The organism is Streptomyces sp. NPDC058773 (assembly GCF_042746015.1).
Taxonomy (GTDB): domain Bacteria; phylum Actinomycetota; class Actinomycetes; order Streptomycetales; family Streptomycetaceae; genus Streptomyces.
In genome coordinates this window covers 1-18324 of record NZ_JBHYPE010000053.1, presented here as the reverse complement: position 1 = coordinate 18324, position 18324 = coordinate 1, and the positions used below count along the sequence as shown (strand labels likewise).

Annotated in this window: 13 protein-coding genes; 10 read left to right on the top strand and 3 right to left on the bottom strand. The window is 73.1% G+C overall.

The window, feature by feature from the left end; translation table 11 throughout:
• The first annotated feature begins 216 nt into the window (after positions 1 to 216).
• Entirely contained in the window at positions 217 to 2220 is a 2004-nt protein-coding gene (locus tag ACFW5B_RS30710; protein ID WP_386446738.1) for a PE-PGRS family protein, read from the top strand.
• A 181-nt stretch (positions 2221 to 2401) separates the two neighbouring features.
• Here ACFW5B_RS30710 and ACFW5B_RS30705 read toward each other — a convergent pair whose 3' ends face one another.
• A complete protein-coding gene (locus ACFW5B_RS30705) occupies positions 2402 to 3166 on the bottom strand; it encodes a YqjF family protein (protein WP_386446736.1) in 765 nt (254 codons plus the stop codon).
• 533 nt (positions 3167 to 3699) lie between these two features.
• On the opposite strand from ACFW5B_RS30705, the gene ACFW5B_RS30700 reads away from it, so the two are divergent.
• Both ACFW5B_RS30700 and ACFW5B_RS30695 read left to right on the top strand, forming a co-directional pair.
• A complete protein-coding gene (locus tag ACFW5B_RS30700; protein WP_386446733.1) occupies positions 3700 to 3870 on the top strand; it encodes a hypothetical protein in 171 nt (56 codons plus the stop codon).
• Positions 3871 to 4036: 166 nt separating this feature from the next.
• Positions 4037 to 6961, top strand: coding sequence for an AAA family ATPase (locus tag ACFW5B_RS30695; RefSeq protein WP_386446731.1), 2925 nt, complete (start codon positions 4037 to 4039; stop codon positions 6959 to 6961).
• Positions 6962 to 6975: 14 nt separating this feature from the next.
• On the opposite strand, the gene ACFW5B_RS30690 is transcribed toward ACFW5B_RS30695, so the two are convergent.
• Complete coding sequence (locus tag ACFW5B_RS30690) at positions 6976 to 7431, bottom strand: GNAT family N-acetyltransferase (RefSeq protein WP_386446819.1); 456 nt, start codon at positions 7429 to 7431, stop codon at positions 6976 to 6978.
• A 316-nt stretch (positions 7432 to 7747) separates the two neighbouring features.
• Here ACFW5B_RS30690 and ACFW5B_RS30685 point away from each other — a divergent pair, with 316 nt between their 5' ends.
• Together ACFW5B_RS30685 and ACFW5B_RS30680 are read left to right on the top strand one after the other, a co-directional pair.
• Positions 7748 to 8548: a S1 family peptidase gene (locus ACFW5B_RS30685; protein WP_386446729.1), complete on the top strand. Its 801-nt coding sequence runs from the start codon at positions 7748 to 7750 to the stop codon at positions 8546 to 8548.
• Between the two features lie 24 nt (positions 8549 to 8572).
• Positions 8573 to 9385, top strand: coding sequence for a S1 family peptidase (locus ACFW5B_RS30680; protein ID WP_386446726.1), 813 nt, complete (start codon positions 8573 to 8575; stop codon positions 9383 to 9385).
• Between the two features lie 339 nt (positions 9386 to 9724).
• Here the strand turns inward: ACFW5B_RS30680 and ACFW5B_RS30675 are convergent, their stop codons facing one another.
• Positions 9725 to 10441 carry a DUF4232 domain-containing protein gene (locus ACFW5B_RS30675; RefSeq protein WP_386446724.1) on the bottom strand — a complete coding sequence of 239 codons (717 nt, stop codon included), beginning with the start codon at positions 10439 to 10441 and terminating at the stop codon, positions 9725 to 9727.
• A 293-nt stretch (positions 10442 to 10734) separates the two neighbouring features.
• Here ACFW5B_RS30675 and ACFW5B_RS30670 point away from each other — a divergent pair, with 293 nt between their 5' ends.
• The 5 genes from ACFW5B_RS30670 (at position 10735) to ACFW5B_RS30650 (ending at position 18229) form a co-directional block, all read left to right on the top strand.
• The gene (locus tag ACFW5B_RS30670; protein WP_386446721.1) at positions 10735 to 13929 is read left to right on the top strand and encodes an AAA family ATPase; all 3195 of its coding nucleotides are present in this window, start codon (positions 10735 to 10737) and stop codon (positions 13927 to 13929) included.
• A 152-nt stretch (positions 13930 to 14081) separates the two neighbouring features.
• Complete coding sequence (locus ACFW5B_RS30665; protein ID WP_386446718.1) at positions 14082 to 14999, top strand: MBL fold metallo-hydrolase; 918 nt, start codon at positions 14082 to 14084, stop codon at positions 14997 to 14999.
• A 7-nt stretch (positions 15000 to 15006) separates the two neighbouring features.
• Positions 15007 to 16476, top strand: coding sequence for a carboxylesterase/lipase family protein (locus tag ACFW5B_RS30660; RefSeq protein ID WP_386446716.1), 1470 nt, complete (start codon positions 15007 to 15009; stop codon positions 16474 to 16476).
• 215 nt (positions 16477 to 16691) lie between these two features.
• Positions 16692 to 17516, top strand: coding sequence for a hypothetical protein (locus ACFW5B_RS30655; protein ID WP_386446713.1), 825 nt, complete (start codon positions 16692 to 16694; stop codon positions 17514 to 17516).
• A 20-nt stretch (positions 17517 to 17536) separates the two neighbouring features.
• Complete coding sequence (locus tag ACFW5B_RS30650) at positions 17537 to 18229, top strand: class F sortase (protein WP_386446710.1); 693 nt, start codon at positions 17537 to 17539, stop codon at positions 18227 to 18229.
• Positions 18230 to 18324: the final 95 nt, after the last annotated feature.

Genomic DNA, 18324 nt, shown 5'->3' with positions numbered 1-18324 from the left:
CGCTCGGGGTCAGTCCCCGTGCGAGGCGGGCGACGTCTTGCTGAGCGGTAGCCGGTGGAACGGCATCGATCGGCTCCCGTCCGGGCCTCTGCAACGGGGGCTGCTCTCGTGTTCTCCCCAGCGATCCTGGCCGCCGCCGGACGACCGGACGCCCAAGCCGTACACCGCACCGGCCCGTGAAGAAACCAGCAACCGGCTCGGGCAGGATGGACTCTCATGACGGGCGGGAGAGACGAACTCGTAGAGCTGCTGCGGTGCGCCGGGCTGGAAGTCATGGGGGAGTGGCGGACCGAGGAGGTACTTCCGCCCCGAGCCGCATGGCGTCCCATCGGCGCGGGCGGAACCGCTCCGGCCGTGCGCGTGGGCGGAGACCGGCCCGACCTGGTCGCCGAACTCAACGCACAATGGCACCGGTTCGCGTCCGGAAGCGGAATCCTCCGAGGGGACGGCGTCTTCCTCATCGACGTCGCCGGCCGCTGGACCGGCTGCCTGCCCAGGCGCTGGACGCGGGTGCGGCTCACCGGCCGGTGGGACCTCGCCGGAGTGCTCGGCGAGCGGTCCGGACATCCCGGTTTCGTCACCGTGTCGATGGACGGGGACACACTGCTGGGGATGACCTGTGAGGGGGACGAGGTCTGGCTCACCGCCATCGACCACGTCCGACAGCGGCAGGAGACAGCCGCACAGGCGGCGGCCCGGGAGACCCCGCAGGAACGGGCAGCCGCCTGGGCATCGTTGCTTCAGGGGCCAGAGCCTTCGGAGAGGCTGCGCGAGGCGTGGGCACACGGCCTGGCACTCAACCCCAGGACCCCCGATGAGCTGTGCGCCCGCCTCTTGGGCCGGTCGCATTTCCTGCTGTGGCGCCGGCTGCCGACCGCGGTCATCGAGGCGGCCATGATCCACCCGGACTGGAAGGTGAGGCAGCTGCTCGCCGAGGCCCAGCCGAATATCACCCCTGAGCAGTGGACCCGCCTGATCCTGAACGAAGAAGGATCCGGGCGCCGGTGGATGCTCACCATGATCGCGGCAGACCGACGCGCCGAGCTCACCGACGCGGCATACCAGCAGCTCGCTGCCGACGCTTCGCCCCGGGTCCGCGCAGAAACCGCTCACCTCTCCGGACTGCCCGTTGCCGTACTCACCGCCCTGGCCGCCGACGCCGAACCGTCCGTACGAACCGAGGCCTGCCACCGGGCTTGGCCCCACCTGGGAACTCAGGCCCGGCGCAACCTCCTCGACGACCCCTGCGGCAAGGTCCGCACCGAGGCGCTGCTCCGTCACCACCAGGAGCACCCGATGACCCAGTCGGTCTTCGACACCGCGGAACTCAAAGACCGTGCCGTACGGACATGCCTTCTGGACCGCGGCCTGGCCGAACGCCTGGCCCGCCACAGCGATCGCGCCCTACGCAGCTCCCTGGCGGGCAACCCGCATCTGGACCCGGACCTGGTCCGCACCCTCGCACAGGACCCCGACGACGCAGTCCGTTCCGCGGTGGCCACACGCTCCGACCTCACCGAGGAACAACGGGCGGGCATCCGCATCGATTTCGACCCAGACGGCCGCTACCACCCGCTCAACTGGGTCACGGCACTGCACGAGGACCCCGACGCCATGCGCCGCCTGGCCGCCTCCTCCCACCCTCTCGTTCGCAGAAGCGTCGCCCGCGCCAGACACCTCCCGCCGGATGTGGTCGGCCTCCTTGCCCACGACGAGGACCGTGTCGTACAGCTCTTCCTCGCGGAATCCTGCGAGGACGCGCCCGCTGACATGCTGCTGCGCGTGTGGCAGTGGTGGACCGGAAGCCTCACCACCCCCGATCGCCCCCGCGGCCACCCGCACTTCCCCCGCCGCGGCCTGCTCCGCCACGCCGGCGATCCGAACCCGCGCATGCGCCAACTGGCGCTGGACGACCCGGAGTCGACTGCCGAACTGGTCGAGTTGCTCAGCCGGGACGGCAACGAAGAAGTACGGCACCGCGCCGCGAGGGACTCACGGCTGACACCCGCGTCGGCGGTGCGGCTGCTCGACGACCCGCACGAGCGAGTGCGCCGCGCGGCCGCCGGCCACCCCCGCTTGCCCGCGCGAGTACTGGTCCGGCTTCTGCGGGACACCGACACCGCAGAAACCGCGGCCCGACACCCGACACTGCCCGTTCCCGTCATGGAACAACTGCTCCAGTGGCTCCAGTCTCCCGCCGGCGCCACCCCGGGGCGATGAGCCGATGACGGACGGACTCCGGGCGTTCGGCCCGCCGTCCGGCGACGGCGTGCCTCGTCCTCGATCTGCTGGAGGGCGAGCGCAGATGCCGACGGCGGCTCGGACCTGAACGAGGGCGGCGCGGATCGGCACCTGAGCGCGCCATGCTCCGGCTGACGTCCGGCCGCCGCCCTGCACGGGCTCAGGGCGTGGGCAGGCCGCCGGGGCGGGCAGGGCGGCCGAAGCGAACCGGCACGCCGGGGGAGTACAGCACGCTCACCGGCGGCCCGCCCGGCGACGGCAGCCCGGCGGCGGTCACCAACTCATCCTCACAGTGCAGGAGTTCGGCGCGGTGCAGTGGCCAGCGCGGGTGGATGTTGGGCATGTACACCGGTCGGCCGAAGAAGGCGTTGTGCATGCCCCAGCGGGCGGTCAGGAAGTGTTCGAGGGCGGTTGGCTCCTCGATCCGCTCGCCGATGCGCACCGCGATCCGACAGCGCGCCCCGCGCGGCCCCGGCCAGCGTCGGCTGCTGGTGTAGCTGATGGTGTCCGCGTCACGGTGGATCGCCATCTTGGCCCACACGTAGGGCAGCCGGAAGGTGCTGCGGGCGACGGCCACCGGCAGCAGCCGCGAGGCCTCCAGCGAGCGGAACACCACGCCGCGCCGGCCGTGCCGGTCCACCGAGTAGAGGCGCACGTTGGTCTCCGGAAAGGTGCCGAGGTACGGGACACCCGGCAACCCGAACCAGCCCACCCGGTGCATCCGGAACGCCACCAGTCCGACGTAGGTGAGCCCGTCGTGGGTGTCCGGCACGGCCCCGGCCGGCAGCAAGGGCGCCACGTCCGCAGGGTCGGCGGCCCAGTGCAGGAACGACAGGTCGAGCCAGGACTGGGTGAGCAGCGTGTACGGAACCTCGCGTACCGGCTCGGGTGTTATCGGCTCCGCGGGGGTGGGGGAGAGCGGCATCGCGTCAGCTTCGCACATATTTACGGCGATTGGCCGGCCCAGGCGCTCCTTGTCTTCCTCGTTTCCTCGATTTCCTCACGCCCTGGCCCGCCCGCTGTGTGGACCTCGCTCGGGGACCTTCTCCACGGCGTCCGCATGGGCGGTCTCACGTCGGCGCGCGCATCTGCTCGGCGAGGACGGCGGGAGCGATCGACTCGACGTGCGCTCGCACATCAGCCACCACGAGGTGCCGCCTTTCATCCAGGACGCCGGCCTGCGCTCTTACGGCCCGGACCGCCTGGTCGACATCCCGTCCCGTCAACTCCGTTGCAGTGCAGACCGGTTCCAGTCATCGATTTCTCCTGAGCGGCCACTTCGGGGGCTGATGTGGGAACGGCATGGTTGTCGGTGTTTGTGGTGGATTGGTAACGGTGCGGGGCTGGGGGCAACGAGTGGGTCGAAGGCCTCGTCCGGGTGAACAGCGAGGCGCACCAGGCACCTTCGTCAAGGGGGTGGGTCTCACCATGTGGGCGAGATCCACGGGAGGGAAGTCCATGACCAGGACGAAGAAGACCGGGATGAAGGCGCGGGGCGGCCGCGTGGCCGTGATCGGTGCGCTGGGTCTGGCTTCAGTGGCTCTGGCCGCCGGGCCGGCGTTCGCCAAGGCCGTCGGCCCCGTCTCATCCGGCCGGGCGGTGTGGTTCCCCGCCGCCGGGATCCTATGACCTTCGGTGGACCGGAGGTCATCCGTCGTAGGTCTGTATGCCGTTCAGTGGGGCGGGATGCAACCGGGGGCTCGGGGCCGTCGTCTGGCAGAGCGAGAGAGGAAGCAGGGGCCAGATGAACGACGGTGGCAGGGGTGGCGGAGCCGTTCGGGGGGACGGTCCGCAGGTGACGGGCCTCGGTTCGCCGGGCCTCGGTTCGCCGGGCCTCGGTGTGGCCGGCCCTGGTGGGCCGGGCCGCGCGGGCCGGTCGGCGGTGGTCGGGCGTGAGGCCGAGTTGGCCGTCCTGGACGCGGTGGCGGCGGAGGCGCTGGCGGGGCGGACGCGGGTGGCGCAGTTGGTGGGGAACGCCGGTATGGGTAAGTCGGCGTTGCTGCATCACTGGCTGGACGGTGTCACGCGGTTCCGGGGCGTACGGGTGCGTTGCCGCCGACTGCAGCGGGACTTCGCGTTCGGTACGGTCCGGCGGCTGTTTCAGCCGCTCGTCGGCGCGGCCGGTGAGGAGGAGCGCCGGGTCCTGCTGGACGGAGTGGGGGAGTCGGTGCTGCGCATCCTCGACCCGGAGGGGCCGCGGGGCGGTGACTCCGGGACGTATGCCGACACCGCCGGCACGCTCGCCGGGCTGGACCGGCTCGTGTTCCGGCTGGCCCGGCGGGAGCCGCTGCTGCTGGCGGTCGACGACCTGCAGTGGATCGATCCGCCGTCGCTGCGGTGGCTGGCGCATCTGATCGACCGGGCGGATACCCGTCCCCTACTGGTGGCCGTCGCGACCCGTACGGGTGAGCGCCCGGCCCCCGGTGACCTGTACGACGCGCTCGTTCATCCCTCGGCCTGCCGCACCCTGGCACTGGAGCCCCTCGGGCCGGCGGACGTGGCGCTGCTGGTGGCGCGGGAATTCGGGGTGTCCCGGCCGGACCCGTCGTTCAGCGCCGCCTGTCATGCCGCCACCGAGGGGCACCCGCTCTTCCTGCGCGCCCTGTTGTGCGACGCGCGGCACGGGGGCGTACGGCCCACGGAAGAGGACCGGGAGAAGATCCGCACCTTCGGTCTGACCACGCTGCTGAGCGAGATCGGACACCGGCTGGGCCAGGGGTCCGCGGCCATGGCCGAGCTGGCGCGCGGGCTGGCCATCCTGGGGGACGGGATGCCGTGGCCGGTGCTCGCGGCGTACTGCGGCACCGGGGAGGCCGTGGTCCGCTCGGCGGCTGCGGAGCTGCACTCCCTGGGGCTGCTGGGTGCCGGGGACAGGGCGCGGTTTGTGCACCGGGTGGTCCGCGAAGCCGTCCTGGCGGCGTGGACGCCCCAGGAGGTCGGTGCGGCGCACGCGCGGGCGGCGCAGGTGCTGCACCTCAGCGGGCGCCCCGACGAGGAGGTCGCCGCGCATGTCATGGCCGGCGGGGCAGTGGCCGGGAACTGGCCGCCGGCGGTGCTGCGCCGGGCCGCGGGGGAGGCGCTGCACCGGGGCGCGGCAGAGACGGCCGTGACCTATCTGCGGCACGCCGTCTTCCAGCCGGCCACAACGGAGGAGCGCGCCCAGGTGCTCCTGCAACTGGCCGTCGCCGCCGGCCACTACGACCCGGGGCTCGCCGTCTCGTATGCCATGGCCGCCCTGGAACACCTCACCGACGACGCCGACCGTTCCCGGGCGGTGGGGGTGCTCGCCTGCGCCCACTTGCTGGCTCCGGGTGGCCGGGCCGAGGGGCCTGACCTGGACCGGCTGACCGCGGAGCTGACCGCCCGCACGGGCGCCGCCCGCGCCGACCGCGAGTCCTCGCTGCGCATACGGGCGCTGGTCGAGTGGCTGGCGTGCGAGCGGCCCACGGCCCGTACGGCGCAGGCCGCCCGCCGCGCCGCGCCGGTCGCCGAACCGGACCGCCACACGCCGGGGGAGCGGCAGCTGCTGGCCGTCCGCGCCTTCGCGGCCCTGCGGGCGGGCGAGCCGGCCGGCCGGGTCACCGAGCTGCTGGACCGGGCCCGGGTGAACCCGCAGGCGTTCTCCCACGACCTCTTCCCCCTGCACTACTTCGCCGCCCAGTCGCTGCTGTACTTGGACGGTCTGGACGCGGCCGACGACCTGTGCGGCCGGCTGCTGGAGGGGACCCGGGACCAGGGCATGGAACCGCTGGTCACCCTCCTGCTGCTCTACCGGGCCGCGGTCACGCTGCGCCGGGGGCACGTGGTCCGGGCCGCCGCGGTGGCCCGGACCGTGTCCGAGCGGGGCCTCGCGGCGGGTGAACTCCCCTACCGCACCACGCTGGACACCATCAGGATCGACGCCTTCCTGCAGATGGGCGACCTCGAAGGCGCCGAGCGCCTCGCGGCCGGCGCCTCCGCCGCGGAACCGCCCGAGCCCTCGTGGGAGTGGCCGCGGTTCCTGATGAGCTTGGCGGCACTGCGCTCGGCTCAAGGGGACCACCGCGGTGGGCTGATGCTCCTGCGCGAGAGCGGGCTGCACTTCAAGGCGGCCGGCATCGTCAGTCCCGCACTCGGCCCCTGGCGCTCGCGCGCCGCCGCGGCCGCCCTCCATCTGGGGCACGGGCGTGACGCGTACGCGCTCGCCGAACAGGAGCTGGTCCTCGCGCGGGAGGGCGGGATACCCCGGGCCGTCGGGGTGGCCCTGCACGCCGCCGGGCAAGTCACCCAGGGGGCGCGGGGTCTGACCCTCATGGCCGAGGCGGTGAGCGTCCTGGAGCACACCCCCGCCGAACTGGAACTGGCGCGGGCCCTGCACACCTATGGGTCCGCGCTACTACGGCGTGACGACAAGCCCGGCGCCCGTACGGCGCTGCGCCGCGGGCTGGACATCGCGGTCAGATGCGGCGCCGCGGCCCCGGCGCGCACCCTCCAGCAGCGGCTCCACGAGGCCGGCGGCCGGGTCGGCAGCCGGGGAGCGGGCGGCTCGCCCCTGACGGCCGGCGAGGAACGCATCGCCCTGCTGGCCGCCGAAGGATGGAGCAACAAGCGGATCGCCGAGCATCTCGTCGTCTCCCTGCGCACCGTGGAGACCCATCTGACCGGCGCTTACCGAAAGCTGCGCATCGGCGGGCGGCATGAATTGCGCGACGCGCTGAGGGCGCCGGCCGGCCGGGGGTGATCGGGCCGGGTCCCTCAGAGCGCCTTCGTCATGAACACGCTGTTGGGATCGGGCCGGTAGTCGGCGAAGGGCGCGCAGTAGTCGAACCCGAACTTCTCGTAGAGCTTTCTGGCGGGCAGGAAGAAATCGGCCGCGCCGGTCTCCAGGCTCAGCCGGGTGAAGCCGAGGGCTTGGGCCTCCGTGAGGATGTGCCCCAGTAATTGGGAGGCGACCCCGCCGCGCGTGCGCGCCGGCGCGGTGCGCATCGACTTCAACTCGGCGTGGGAGGCATCGAGTCGGGCGATCGCGCCGCAGCCCACGACCGCGTCGCCCTCCATCGCCGACCAGAAGGTGACCTCGGGACGGCGGAGTCCTTCGAGGCCGAGAGCGTGCTTGCTTTCCACGGGCGTGATGGACCGCATCTGCTGCACGTGATCGGCGAGAAACTGCACGATCTGCGGGCCGGACAGGTTGTCCACGGCGATTCTCATCTTGCTCACTCAAACCTTCCGGCTTCGGAGATCACATATGTCATGCCACCCTAAGGCGCCGCCGGTGGGAGTCGGACGTGGGGAGCACGGCAGCCAAGCCGCGGACGCGCCGTCAGCCGGAAGGTGCAGGGGATGCAGGGGAGCGTGGCCTGGTTCGCGAGAGCCGTCCGCCAGCTCTCCTGCCCCGGCCCACCCCCCTGTCAAGAGCCCCAGGTTCTTGCCCGGCCATATGCGGGCGGTCGCGCGGGGCAGGCAACCATGCCGCGGTTCGCGGCCTCTCCACAGGCGACTTTGTTCGATCGCCAATGGAGGACTGATGGGCAAAGCGAGAGCAGGCCGCGGCACCTCGGTGGGCGCGGTGGTGGCCGGGGTGACGCTGGTGATGTCCGCCGTGCCGCCTGCTGCCGCGGTCGTCGGGGGAGACCGGGCCGAGATCACGAAGTATCCCTGGACCGTGGCTCTGACGTCGGAGGACGTGAAGGAGCCGCAGTGCGCGGGCACACTGGTCGCGCCGCGCAAGGTGCTGACCGCGTCCCACTGTGTCAGCCCGGCCACCGTCGACGGCGTGCGCGTGGTGGGCGGCCGGGAAGACCTACGGGATACCCGTAAGGGCACCGTGCGCAAGGTGTCGAAGCTGTGGATCCACCCCAAGGCGGTCACCGAGGGGAACGGCGCGACGTACGCGCACGACCTCGCCGTCCTCACCCTCAACGCCCCCATGCCGTACCGCACTCTGCCGCTCGCCACCCCGGCGCAGCAGAAGCTGTACGAGGCGGGCACGCCCAACAGAGTCCTGGGCTGGGGCTCCACCACGGGGCGCGAGGACGACACCCGGGTGCCGCCGCTGCAGACCGCGCTGATGCCCAACCGGGGCGACGCACAGTGCGTCACGGCGTACGGCACCCGCAGGTACCAGAAGTCGTACACGATGTGCCTCGGCTACCGGACGGGCGGAGTCAGCGCCTGCAACGGGGACAGCGGGGGACCGGTCGTGGTGAAGGGGCGGCTCGTCGGCGTCATCAGCGGGGGCGGTAGCTGCACCAGTCGCCTCTACCCGGGCGTCGCCGTCAAGACGGCGTCTTACTACGCGCTGCTCCAGAGCCGGATCGCCGGATAGCCGGCGGGAGGGAGATTCCGGACGATGACGATGACTCGACTCACGTATCCACGGTGGCCGGCCCTGGTGTGTCTCCTGGTGCTCGTCGGCGCCGGGCTCGCCGTGCTGCCGGCGCACCCCGCCCAGGCCGTCGTCGGCGGGCGGAAGACCAGCACGGCCGCGGCACCCTGGGCCGTCACCCTCAACCTGTGGCGGCAAACCGACAGTTATCCGCGCTCGGGGCAGTTTTGCGGCGGCACCCTGGTCCGGCCGACGAAGGTGGTCACCGCGGCCCATTGCGTCGTGGACGAGGCCGCCACCGACCTGGGGGTGGTCGCGGGCCGTACCGATCTGCGCCGCCACGAGGGCACGCTGCGCAAGGTGACCAAGGCCTGGATCCATCCGCGCTTCGGCCGCCATCTGGAGAACGACGTCGCCGTCCTCACGCTCGACAAGCCGATGCCGTCGCGGTACACTCCGCTGCCCGTGGCCACCGCCGCCGATCGCGGTCTGTACCGCCCCGGCACCGGCGCGCGGGTGTACGGCTGGGGCCTGCTGGACTACGAGGACCACCAGGCGAACGTGCTCCGCGCGGCCAACCTGCGGGTCCTCCCCGACCGCACCTGCCAACGGCTCAACCCCGGTGGCGACTTCGACCCCAGGATGCACGTCTGTGCCAATGATTCCGTCAGCGGCGCCCACCACGCCCAAGGTGACAGCGGCGGCCCGCTGGTCGCCGGCGGCAAGCTGACCGGGATCGTCAGCTGGCTGGCCAACAGCAACGCGACCACCCCCACGCCCGGCGTCTACACCCGGGTCGCGGCCTACTCCCGCGAGATCGGCCGGCAGCTCCGGTGACGGATGAACCCTGAGCGGGGCGGCCACCGACCGGCCGCCCCGCCCGGCCCGGTCCTCCGCCCGGCCCGGACGCCGACAGTGGTCGCGGACGGGGCGGAGGAACGGGAGACGGAGGCGTCAGGAGCCGATCGGCCAGGGAGCAACGGTGACTCGACGGCCTCACTCGACGGCCTCACTCAACGGCGTGACCCAGTGACGTGATCCAGCCACGCGCATCGACGACGCGCATCAACGACGGATCAATGGCTGATCAATGGTGCTGATCAGGACGCCTCTCAGTACGTCAGCGCGGCAGTGCGGCAGTGCATCTCCTGGTACGGCTCTCGGTACGTCGTTACGTCAGTACGTCAGCGCGTCCGACGCCGAGGTCTGCCAGTAGGTGACGGCGGCGTTGTCGTCCTTGTGCGTGCCTGCGGGGAGCGTGAGCTTGGCCGGGGCGCCCTCCGAACCGGAGCCGTTCCGCGGTGCGAAGTGCACCGAGAGGTTCCGGGCGGGGCGGCCGTGGGAGCCTTCGCCGTCCGCGCTGCTGAGCAGGATCGAGGCGTAGGCGGAGCTGCCCGGGGCGACGCTCACGACGGCCTGCGGCTTGCTGTCCTCCATGATCCGGGTCACCGACTGGTCGTCGTCGAAGCCCAGGAGGGGCGCGGAGTAGGCGTTGCAGGCGCGCGATCCGGTGTTGGTGATCTTGAGGAGCAGGTGGTTGACGGGCCGCCTGACCTTGGTGACCACGGCCTTGATGCTCGCTCCCGTACAGGCATCCGACGAGCCGTTGGCGGCGCCGCTGTCCGTCCCGGAGCCGCCGGTCTTGCCGGAGCCGCCGGTCTTGCCGGTGGCACCGTTCTTGCCGCCGGAGGTGGCCTCCCCGCCGCCGGAACGCTCTCCCTTGCCGGAGGTGCCGGCCTCGCCGCCCGTCCCGCCCGAGGCGCCGGCACCCGAACCCGCCGCGGACGGCGCGCCGGACACCGCCTCGGCGTCACCGTCGCAGGCGGTCAGGGACAGGCCCGCGAGGACGACGGCGACGGCGGCGGCTGCGGTTCGGGACCGGATGGTGCGCATGGTGAGGGGACTTCTCCTCGCGAGTGGTTTCAGCGGCGAGTGATCAGAGTGATCACCACCGTGGCACAGATGATCAGCACGGCGATGGCGACAACATCGCTGGTGCACCAGCGGGTTCGCATGGTGTCTCCCGTCTCGGTGGTGCTGCGTCCCAGCGTGCGGGGTGTGCGCCCGGGTGCCAACAGATCCGGGACAATGAGAGAAGCCGGAACGCTGGAACGGCCGTTGACCTGGGGGAATGACCTCTCCCTGGAATGCCGTCCTGGAACGGCGGACCGAGACAGGGGAGCAGGGTGGGGACGGAAACCGAGGAGTTCGCGGGGCTGCTGCGCCGGCTGAAGGAGCGCTCGGGGCGCAGCTACGGTGCGCTCGCGGGGCAGGTGCACATGAGCGTGTCCACGCTGCACCGGTACTGCAACGGCGAGGCCGTGCCGACCGAGTTCGCGCCCGCCGACCGTCTCGCCCGGCGGTGCGGGGCGGCGCCGGACGAGCTGGTGGAACTGCACCGGCGGTGGATCGTCGCCGACGCGGCCCGCAGGCGAAGCCGGACGACGTCAGCCGCCGTTGCCCGGTCCGTCCCGGCCGTCGTCACCCCGTCCATCCCATCCGCCGCAATCGCCTCGTCGGCCGCCATCGTCCCGTCCGCCTCCTCCGCCCAGTCCGCCGACCGGATACCGGCCCTCGGCACGGCCCCCGCCCCGTCCCCCGCCACACACTCCGCCCCACGCGCCCCGGCTCCCATCGGCGAGCCGACGCTCCTGGCCACCGCATCGGCGGCCACCGGCGCGCTCGTCGGTCGTGACACCGAGGTGGCGCACACGGAGGCGTTGCTGCGCGGGACGGCCGGTGACGATCCGGTGCTGATCGTCACCGGCGACCCGGGGGCGGGCAAGACCGCTCTGCTCGACCTGGCGCTGGACACGGCCCGCGCAGCCGGGATGCGGGTGCTGCGGGCGGAAGGAGCGGTGCCCGAGGCGGAGCTCGCCTTCTCCGGGCTGCACCAGCTGCTGAGCCCCGTCCTGGCGGAGGCGGAGGAGCTGCCCGGCGGGCAACGGGCCGCCCTGCTGGCCGCCTTCGGGATGGCCACAGCGGACACGGAACGGGATCCGCTGCTGATCGGGCTGGCGGCCGGTACCCTGCTGGGCCGTGTCGCGGCTCGACGGCGGCTGCTGGTCGTGGTCGACGACGCGCAGTGGATGGACGCGGACTCCCTGCGGACCCTGGGATTCGTGGCCCGGCGGCTGTCCGGCCCACAGGTGGTGCTGCTGGTCGCTGCCCGTGACACCACCCGGCTCAACGGACTCGCCCGGGGCCGCCGCACCCTGGAACTCGGCCCGCTCGCCCCTGTCGCGGCCGGCCGACTGCTCGACCGGCAGCACCGCCCGCCCACCGGACCCGCCCGCCGGCAGATCCTCGACCAGTCCGCGGGCAACCCCCTGGCCCTGATCGAATTCGCCGCGGCCCACACCGCCGGACGGGCCGCGCCGCCGCTCAGCGGTGAACCGCTGCCGCCCACCGAACGGTTGGCCCGGTCCTTCGCCGACCGGTGGCGGCAGCTGCCCGGAGCGACCCGGCAGGCGCTGCTGCTCGCCGCCGCCGACACCACCGCGGTCACCCACCACGACCCCGAGGTGTGGCGGCCGGCCGAGGACGCCGGGCTGGTCCGGCTCCAGTCGGGCGCGGTCCGCTTCCACCATCCGCTGGTCCGCTCCGCGCTCTACCACGCCGCCGCACCCGAGCAGCGGCGACAGGCCCATCTGACCGCCGCCGCGGCGCTGGCCGACGCCCCCGACCGGCAGTCCTGGCACCGTGCGGCGGCGTCGCCCGGCCCCGACGAGGACGTCGCCGCCGCCCTGGAGCGCACCGCCGACCGGACCTGGGAGCGCGGCGGCTACGCCGAGGCGGCCACCGCATGGAGCCGCGCGGCCGAACTCAGCCCCGTCCCGGACGAGGGCGCCCGCCGCTTCGTACGCGCCGCGCAGTCGGCACTCATCGCCGGGCAGCCGTCCTGGGCCGAGCAGCTGACCGACCGGGCCCTCGGCCGCACCGACGACCCGTCCCTGCGCACCCTCGCCGCCCTCCGCGCCGGACAGGCGCTCGCGCTGACACCCCGGCGGACGGCCGCCGTCGCCGTCCTGCTGCGCACCGCCGAGGACTGCCTGACGACGGACCCCGCACTCGCCCGGGAGGCGCTCGCCACCGTGGCCCTGGTCGCCTACTACACCGGCGATCCCGCCCAGCAGCGGGCCGTCCGGCAGTTGTTGCCGCACGCCGGCGGCGAACGCGGCAAGGACCTCGTCCGGCTCTGGACCCAGGCGGTGGCCGACCCCTCGTCGGACCGGGAAGGGCTCCTGGCGGACCTGCACGCCCTGTTGGAGGCGGACCATCCCCCCGGTGCGCTGACCGCGCTGGGCACGGTCGCCTGGCTGCTCGACGAGACCGCCGTGGCCCGCACGCTGTTCCACCGCGCCGCCCACCGCCCGGCCGGGCCGCCCCTCCCCGCCGCACTGCGCTGTGCGTCCGGCTGGGCCGCCCTGGACCACGGCGACTGGGAGCAGGCCCGCGAGGTCGCCGACGCCTCCGCGCGCGGGGCGGCCGACTCCGGCCTCGCCCACACCGCGGCCGCCGCACTGACCCTGCATGCCGGTCTGCTCGCGCGGCAAGGACGGACGGCGGAGGCACGGGCGGCCGCCCAGGAGGCGCTGACCTCCGTCACACCGCACGAGAGCGGGTCGGTCGTGGTCCACGCCAGGTGGGCACTGGGCCTGGCGGCCCTCGCCGAGGGCGCCCACGAAACGGCCTACGGCCACCTCCGCCTGCTGTTCACCCCCGACGGCGAGGCGGTGCACTACCACGTCTCGCCGGCCGGCCTGGCCGACCTGGCGGTGGCCGCCGCCCGCACCGGCCGCCTCGACCAGGGCGCGCTGGTCCTCCAGCGGATCGCGGACCGCATGGAACACGGCTCGCCACGGCAGCGGATGCTGCTGTCACACGCCAGGGCGCTGCTGGCCGGCCCCGGCGCCGCCGAAGCGCACTTCACCGCGGCGCTGGCACAACCGGGCGCGGAACACCGGCCGTTCGCGCACGCCCGTACGCTGCTGGACCACGGTGCCTGGCTGCGCCGAAGGCGGCGCCCCGGCGAGGCCCGGCCCCCGCTGACCGCCGCACTGGAGATCTTCCAACGGCTCGGCGCCCGGCCCTGGGCCGACCGCACCACGTCCGAACTGCGCGCGGCCGGCGTCCGGCAGACCGTCCGCCCGGCGCATGCCCTGGCGGCCCTCACCGATCAGCAACGGCAGATCGTCCGTCTCGCGGCGCGCGGGCTGACCAACCGGGAAATCGGCGAGCGTCTCGCCCTGTCCCCTCGGACCGTCGGCTCCCACCTCTACCGTTCCTTTCCCCCGCTCGGTGTCACCACCCGCGCCCAACTCCGTGATGCCTTGGGCGAGTTCGGGACGCCCGGGGCGACGCCGCCGGACCGTGCCTGACGGCCGCCCTTCCCCCGGCCGAGCCGACTGCCGTCCCTCCACCCCACAGAAGTGCAGTCATCCGTCCGATGCGGCGGCCCCCTGCGCGGCTCCAGAATGGCCGCAGGCAGACACCGGCGCCCGGCGCGCCCGTGGGGAGAAAGGCAGTTCCCGTGGAATCGATGGTTCTGGGTGATGTGGAGATCACCCGCGTGGTGGAGAAGGAGTGGCGCACGAGGCCGCCTCACGAGATGTTTCCGGACCTCGCGCCCGAATTCTGGGAACGCAACAGAGCATGGCTGGCACCGGAGTTCTGGGACGCCGACGACGGCCGGCTGGTCAGCAGTGCGCACACCTGGGTGCTGCGCAGCGAAGGCAGGGTCGTACTGATCGACACCGGCATCGGCAACGACAAGCAGCGGCCCGGCCTTCCCCCGTTCGATCGGCAGAGCAGCGACTTCCTCGGCGCGCTCGCACGGGCGGGCGTCGCGCCGGAGGACGTCGATATCGTGGTCAACACCCATCTGCACGCCGACCACGTCGGCTGGAACACCCGGCTCGACGAGGGCGAGTGGGTACCCACTTTCCCGAACGCCACCTATCTGCTGCCCGAGCCGGATCACCACTTCTGGAACCCCACCCACGACCTCCCGCGCCGCTTGGGCGCCGCCAACCAGAACGTCTTCGAGGACAGCGTCGAACCCATCGACCGGGCCGGCCGGTCCGTCCTGTGGCGGGACGGATACACCCTCGACGCCCACCTCCGTCTGGAACCCGCACCCGGACACACCCCGGGCTCCGCGGTGGTCGTGCTGGAGTCGGGCGCGGACCGCGCGGTGTTCACCGGCGATCTGCTGCACAGCCCGGCACAGGCCGTCGAGCCGGACTGCAACAGCTGCTTCTGCGAGGACCCGGGGCAGGCACGGGCCTCCCGCCGGCGGGTGCTCCAGTGGGCCGCCGACCACACCGCCCTGGTGCTGCCCGCCCATGTCGGCGGGGCCGCCGGCTTCGAGGTCGCCTCCCGGGGGAGCGGCTTCGCGATCACCCGCTGGGCGGATTCGCACCGCAGCCGCCCCAAGACGAAGGAGTAGCGGCCGGATGCACCGCCACGTACAGGTGAAGACCTCCGCGGGCACGGTCCTGGGAAGGCAGGACGGTGGGGTGAGCGTCTTCCGGAACATTCCCTATGCGGCCCCTCCGGTCGGGGCCGGGCGGTTCGCGGCGCCCGCGCCTCCGGTGCCGTGGACCGGTGTACGGGATGCCGGTGCGCCCGGCCCCACCGCCCCCGCGGCGGCACGAGGGGGCTTCGGTCCCCTGGACATGTCGGCTCTGCTCGGCACCCAGGAGAGCACCGGAGCGGACTACCTCACCGTCAACGTGTGGACCCCGAGCCCGCACCGGGGCCGGCTGCCGGTGCTGGTGTTCGTACACGGCGGGGGATTCCTCAACGGGTCCGGCGGGGCGGCGCTCTACGACGGCGGCGGGTTCGCGCGCGACGGGGTCGTGCTGGTGACGCTGAACTACCGCCTGGGCGCCGCGGGTTGGCTGGACGTACCAGGAGCGCCGGCGAACCGTGGGCTGCTGGATGTGATCGCGGCGCTCGGCTGGGTGCGGGAGAACATCTCCGGTTTCGGCGGGGACCCGGACGACGTGACCGTGTGCGGCCAGTCGGCCGGGGCGATGATCGTTGCCGCGCTGCTGGCCGCCCCGCCGGCCGCGGGGCTCTTCCGGCGCGCGATCAGCCAGAGCGGCAGCGGCCGGTGCGCGTTCGCTCCGGAGCAGGCCGGGCGGGTCACCCGTGCGCTGGCGGCGAGCCTCGGAATCGCCCCCGTCGCCGACGCGTTCGCCGAGATCCCTGACGAGCGCCTGGTCTCCGCAGTGGCCGGACTCGGGCCGGTCGATGTCGCCGGCGACGGGCACTACGACACGTCCCTGGGCAGCAGCCCGTTCAAGCCGGTCATCGACGGCGCCGTGCTGCACCAGCAGCCGGTGTCCGCGGTGGCCGGCGGCAGCGGCAGCGCCGTGGACCTGCTCATCGGCACCAACGCCGAGGAGGCCAATCTGTACACCGTGCCGACCGGACGGGCCGCGCGGCTCACCGAGGCGGAGGTGGCGGCCGCCGCGGCCCGCCGCCACCCGGACCCGGCGGCCCTGGTCGCCGCGCAGCGTGCCCGGCGGCCCGAGGCTTCCCCGGGTGAGCTGCTGGCCGGGCTCGTCACCGACGCCTTCACCGAGAGCAGCCGGCAGCTCGCGGACGCCCATGCCGCGTGGCCCGGCGCCGGCACCTACGCCTATCTGTTCCGCTGGCGGTCCACCGCGTTCGGCGGCTCCCTCGGCGCGTGCCACTGCGTCGAGCTGCCCTTCGTCTTCGACCGGACCGGCCTGCCGGGACTCCGCGGCCCCCAGGCACTGCTCGGGGACGGGGAACTGCCGCCGGACCTGGCGCCGGACATGCACCGGGCCTGGGTCCGCTTCGCCACGTCCGGCGATCCGGGCTGGCGCCGGTACCGGACCGGGGACCGGGCCGTCCTGGCCATCGACGGGCGCGGGATGCGGTCGTACGTCTGAGGTGGGCATCCGGCGGGATGCGGGGGAGCGGGCGGGCGGCGCCGGCGCGGTGGCGGGGGCCTGGCGGGAGGCCGTCGGAAAATTTTTCCATCCGCCACCCATCCGCGGTCGTTGCCGCTCCGAATCAGGTCCGACACCTCGCCGAGGTGTTGCTGTCGAACCCGGACGACGTGCGGTCCCCCACCTGAGCGGAGGCCGCCGGAAAAGGAACGATCGTGATAGCCAAGCGCACCCGCCACCTCGCCGCAGTCGTCGCTCTGCCCGCCGCCCTGGCCCTCACCGCAGGCGCCTCGTCCCAGGCCGTCGCCCAGGGCACCGGAGCGTTCCAGATCAACCTGGCGCAGCTGAACAACTCCGGTTCCAAGGGCACGGCGATGCTCAGCCTCCAGGGCAACCGGCTGACCGTGAAGATCGAGTCCGAGGGGCTCGTCCCCGGACAGCCCTCCGCCCAGCACCTCCACGGCTCCACCGACGGTCATGACTTCCACTGCCCGGACGCCGGCGACGACACCAACGGCGACGGCGTCCTCAACAACACCGAAGCCACGGTCGATTACGGCGACATCAACATCTCGCTCACCACCAAGGGGCCCACGGACATGAAGAGCGGTCTCGCCGTCGACCGCATGCCGGTGGCCAACGCGCAGGGCAGGCTCCACTACGAGCGCACCCTCGCGGTCTCCCCGGACGTGGTCGACCACATCAAGGACCTGCACATCGTGCAGCACGGCATCGACCGCAACGACAACCAGAAGTACGACTTCCAGGGGGCCGGCAAGAGCGAACTCGACCCGAAGCTCCCCCAGGAGGCCACCGCGCCGACCAACTGCGGTGAGGTGAAGGGCGCCGCGGTGGGTTCCATTCCCGTCGGCGGCGTCGAGACCGGTACCGGGCCGGTCGGGGAGAACGGGGTTCCGGGCGCGGTGCTGGGCGCCGGCGGGGGCGCCCTCGCGGCGGCGGCCGGTGCGCTGGTCTTCACACGGCGGCGGAAGGCCGGGCTCGCGGCGGGACGGGCCGGGGACAACGGGGCCGCCGCGTGAGCCGCCGGAGCCAGAACACCGTGAGCACCGCACACCGCCGGAGCGAGCACACCATGGACACCGTACGCCGCCGTGGCCGCCGCGCCACCGGATACGCCCTCGCCGCGGCTCTGTCGGCGGCCCTTCTCGCCGGGTGCGGAGGACAGGACGCGCCGCCGCCCCGGTCGCTGCCCGCGGAACAGCCGCCGGCCGGCGGCGGGCAGGCCTCCGACGACCAGGCGACCGGCGGCGGTTCCGGCAGCCAGGCCGCGGCCAGCATGCCGAAGTCCGTACCGCAACGGCTCTCCATCCCGTCGCTCCAGGTCTCCTCCACGCTGGAGACCCTGGGGCAGCACAAGAACGGGACCATGGAGACGCCGCGGGACCCCGACAAGGCGGGCTGGTACCGGCCGGGGCCGACGCCCGGCTCCCAGGGGCCGGCGGTGATCGCCGGTCATGTCTCCTGGAACGGCAAGCCGTCGGTGTTCCACAAGCTGTCGTCGATGAAGCGCGGAGACACCATCGAGGTGTCCCGGCAGGACGGGAAGACCGCGAAATTCACCGTCGACCGCATCGCCCAGTACCCGAAGAACAAGTTCCCCACGGTCGAGGTGTACAAGAACCTCGACCATCCGGGACTCCGCCTGATCACCTGCGGCGGTGACTACGACCAGGGCAAGCACTACTACCCCGACAACGTGGTGGTGTTCGCCAGCCTCACGGGCAGCGCCTAGCCCGGACCCGCAGACCCGGCCGGGGGGGGGGGGGGGGGGGGGGGGGGCCCGGCCCCCCCCCCCCCCCCCCCCCCCCCCCCCCAAAAAAAAAAAAA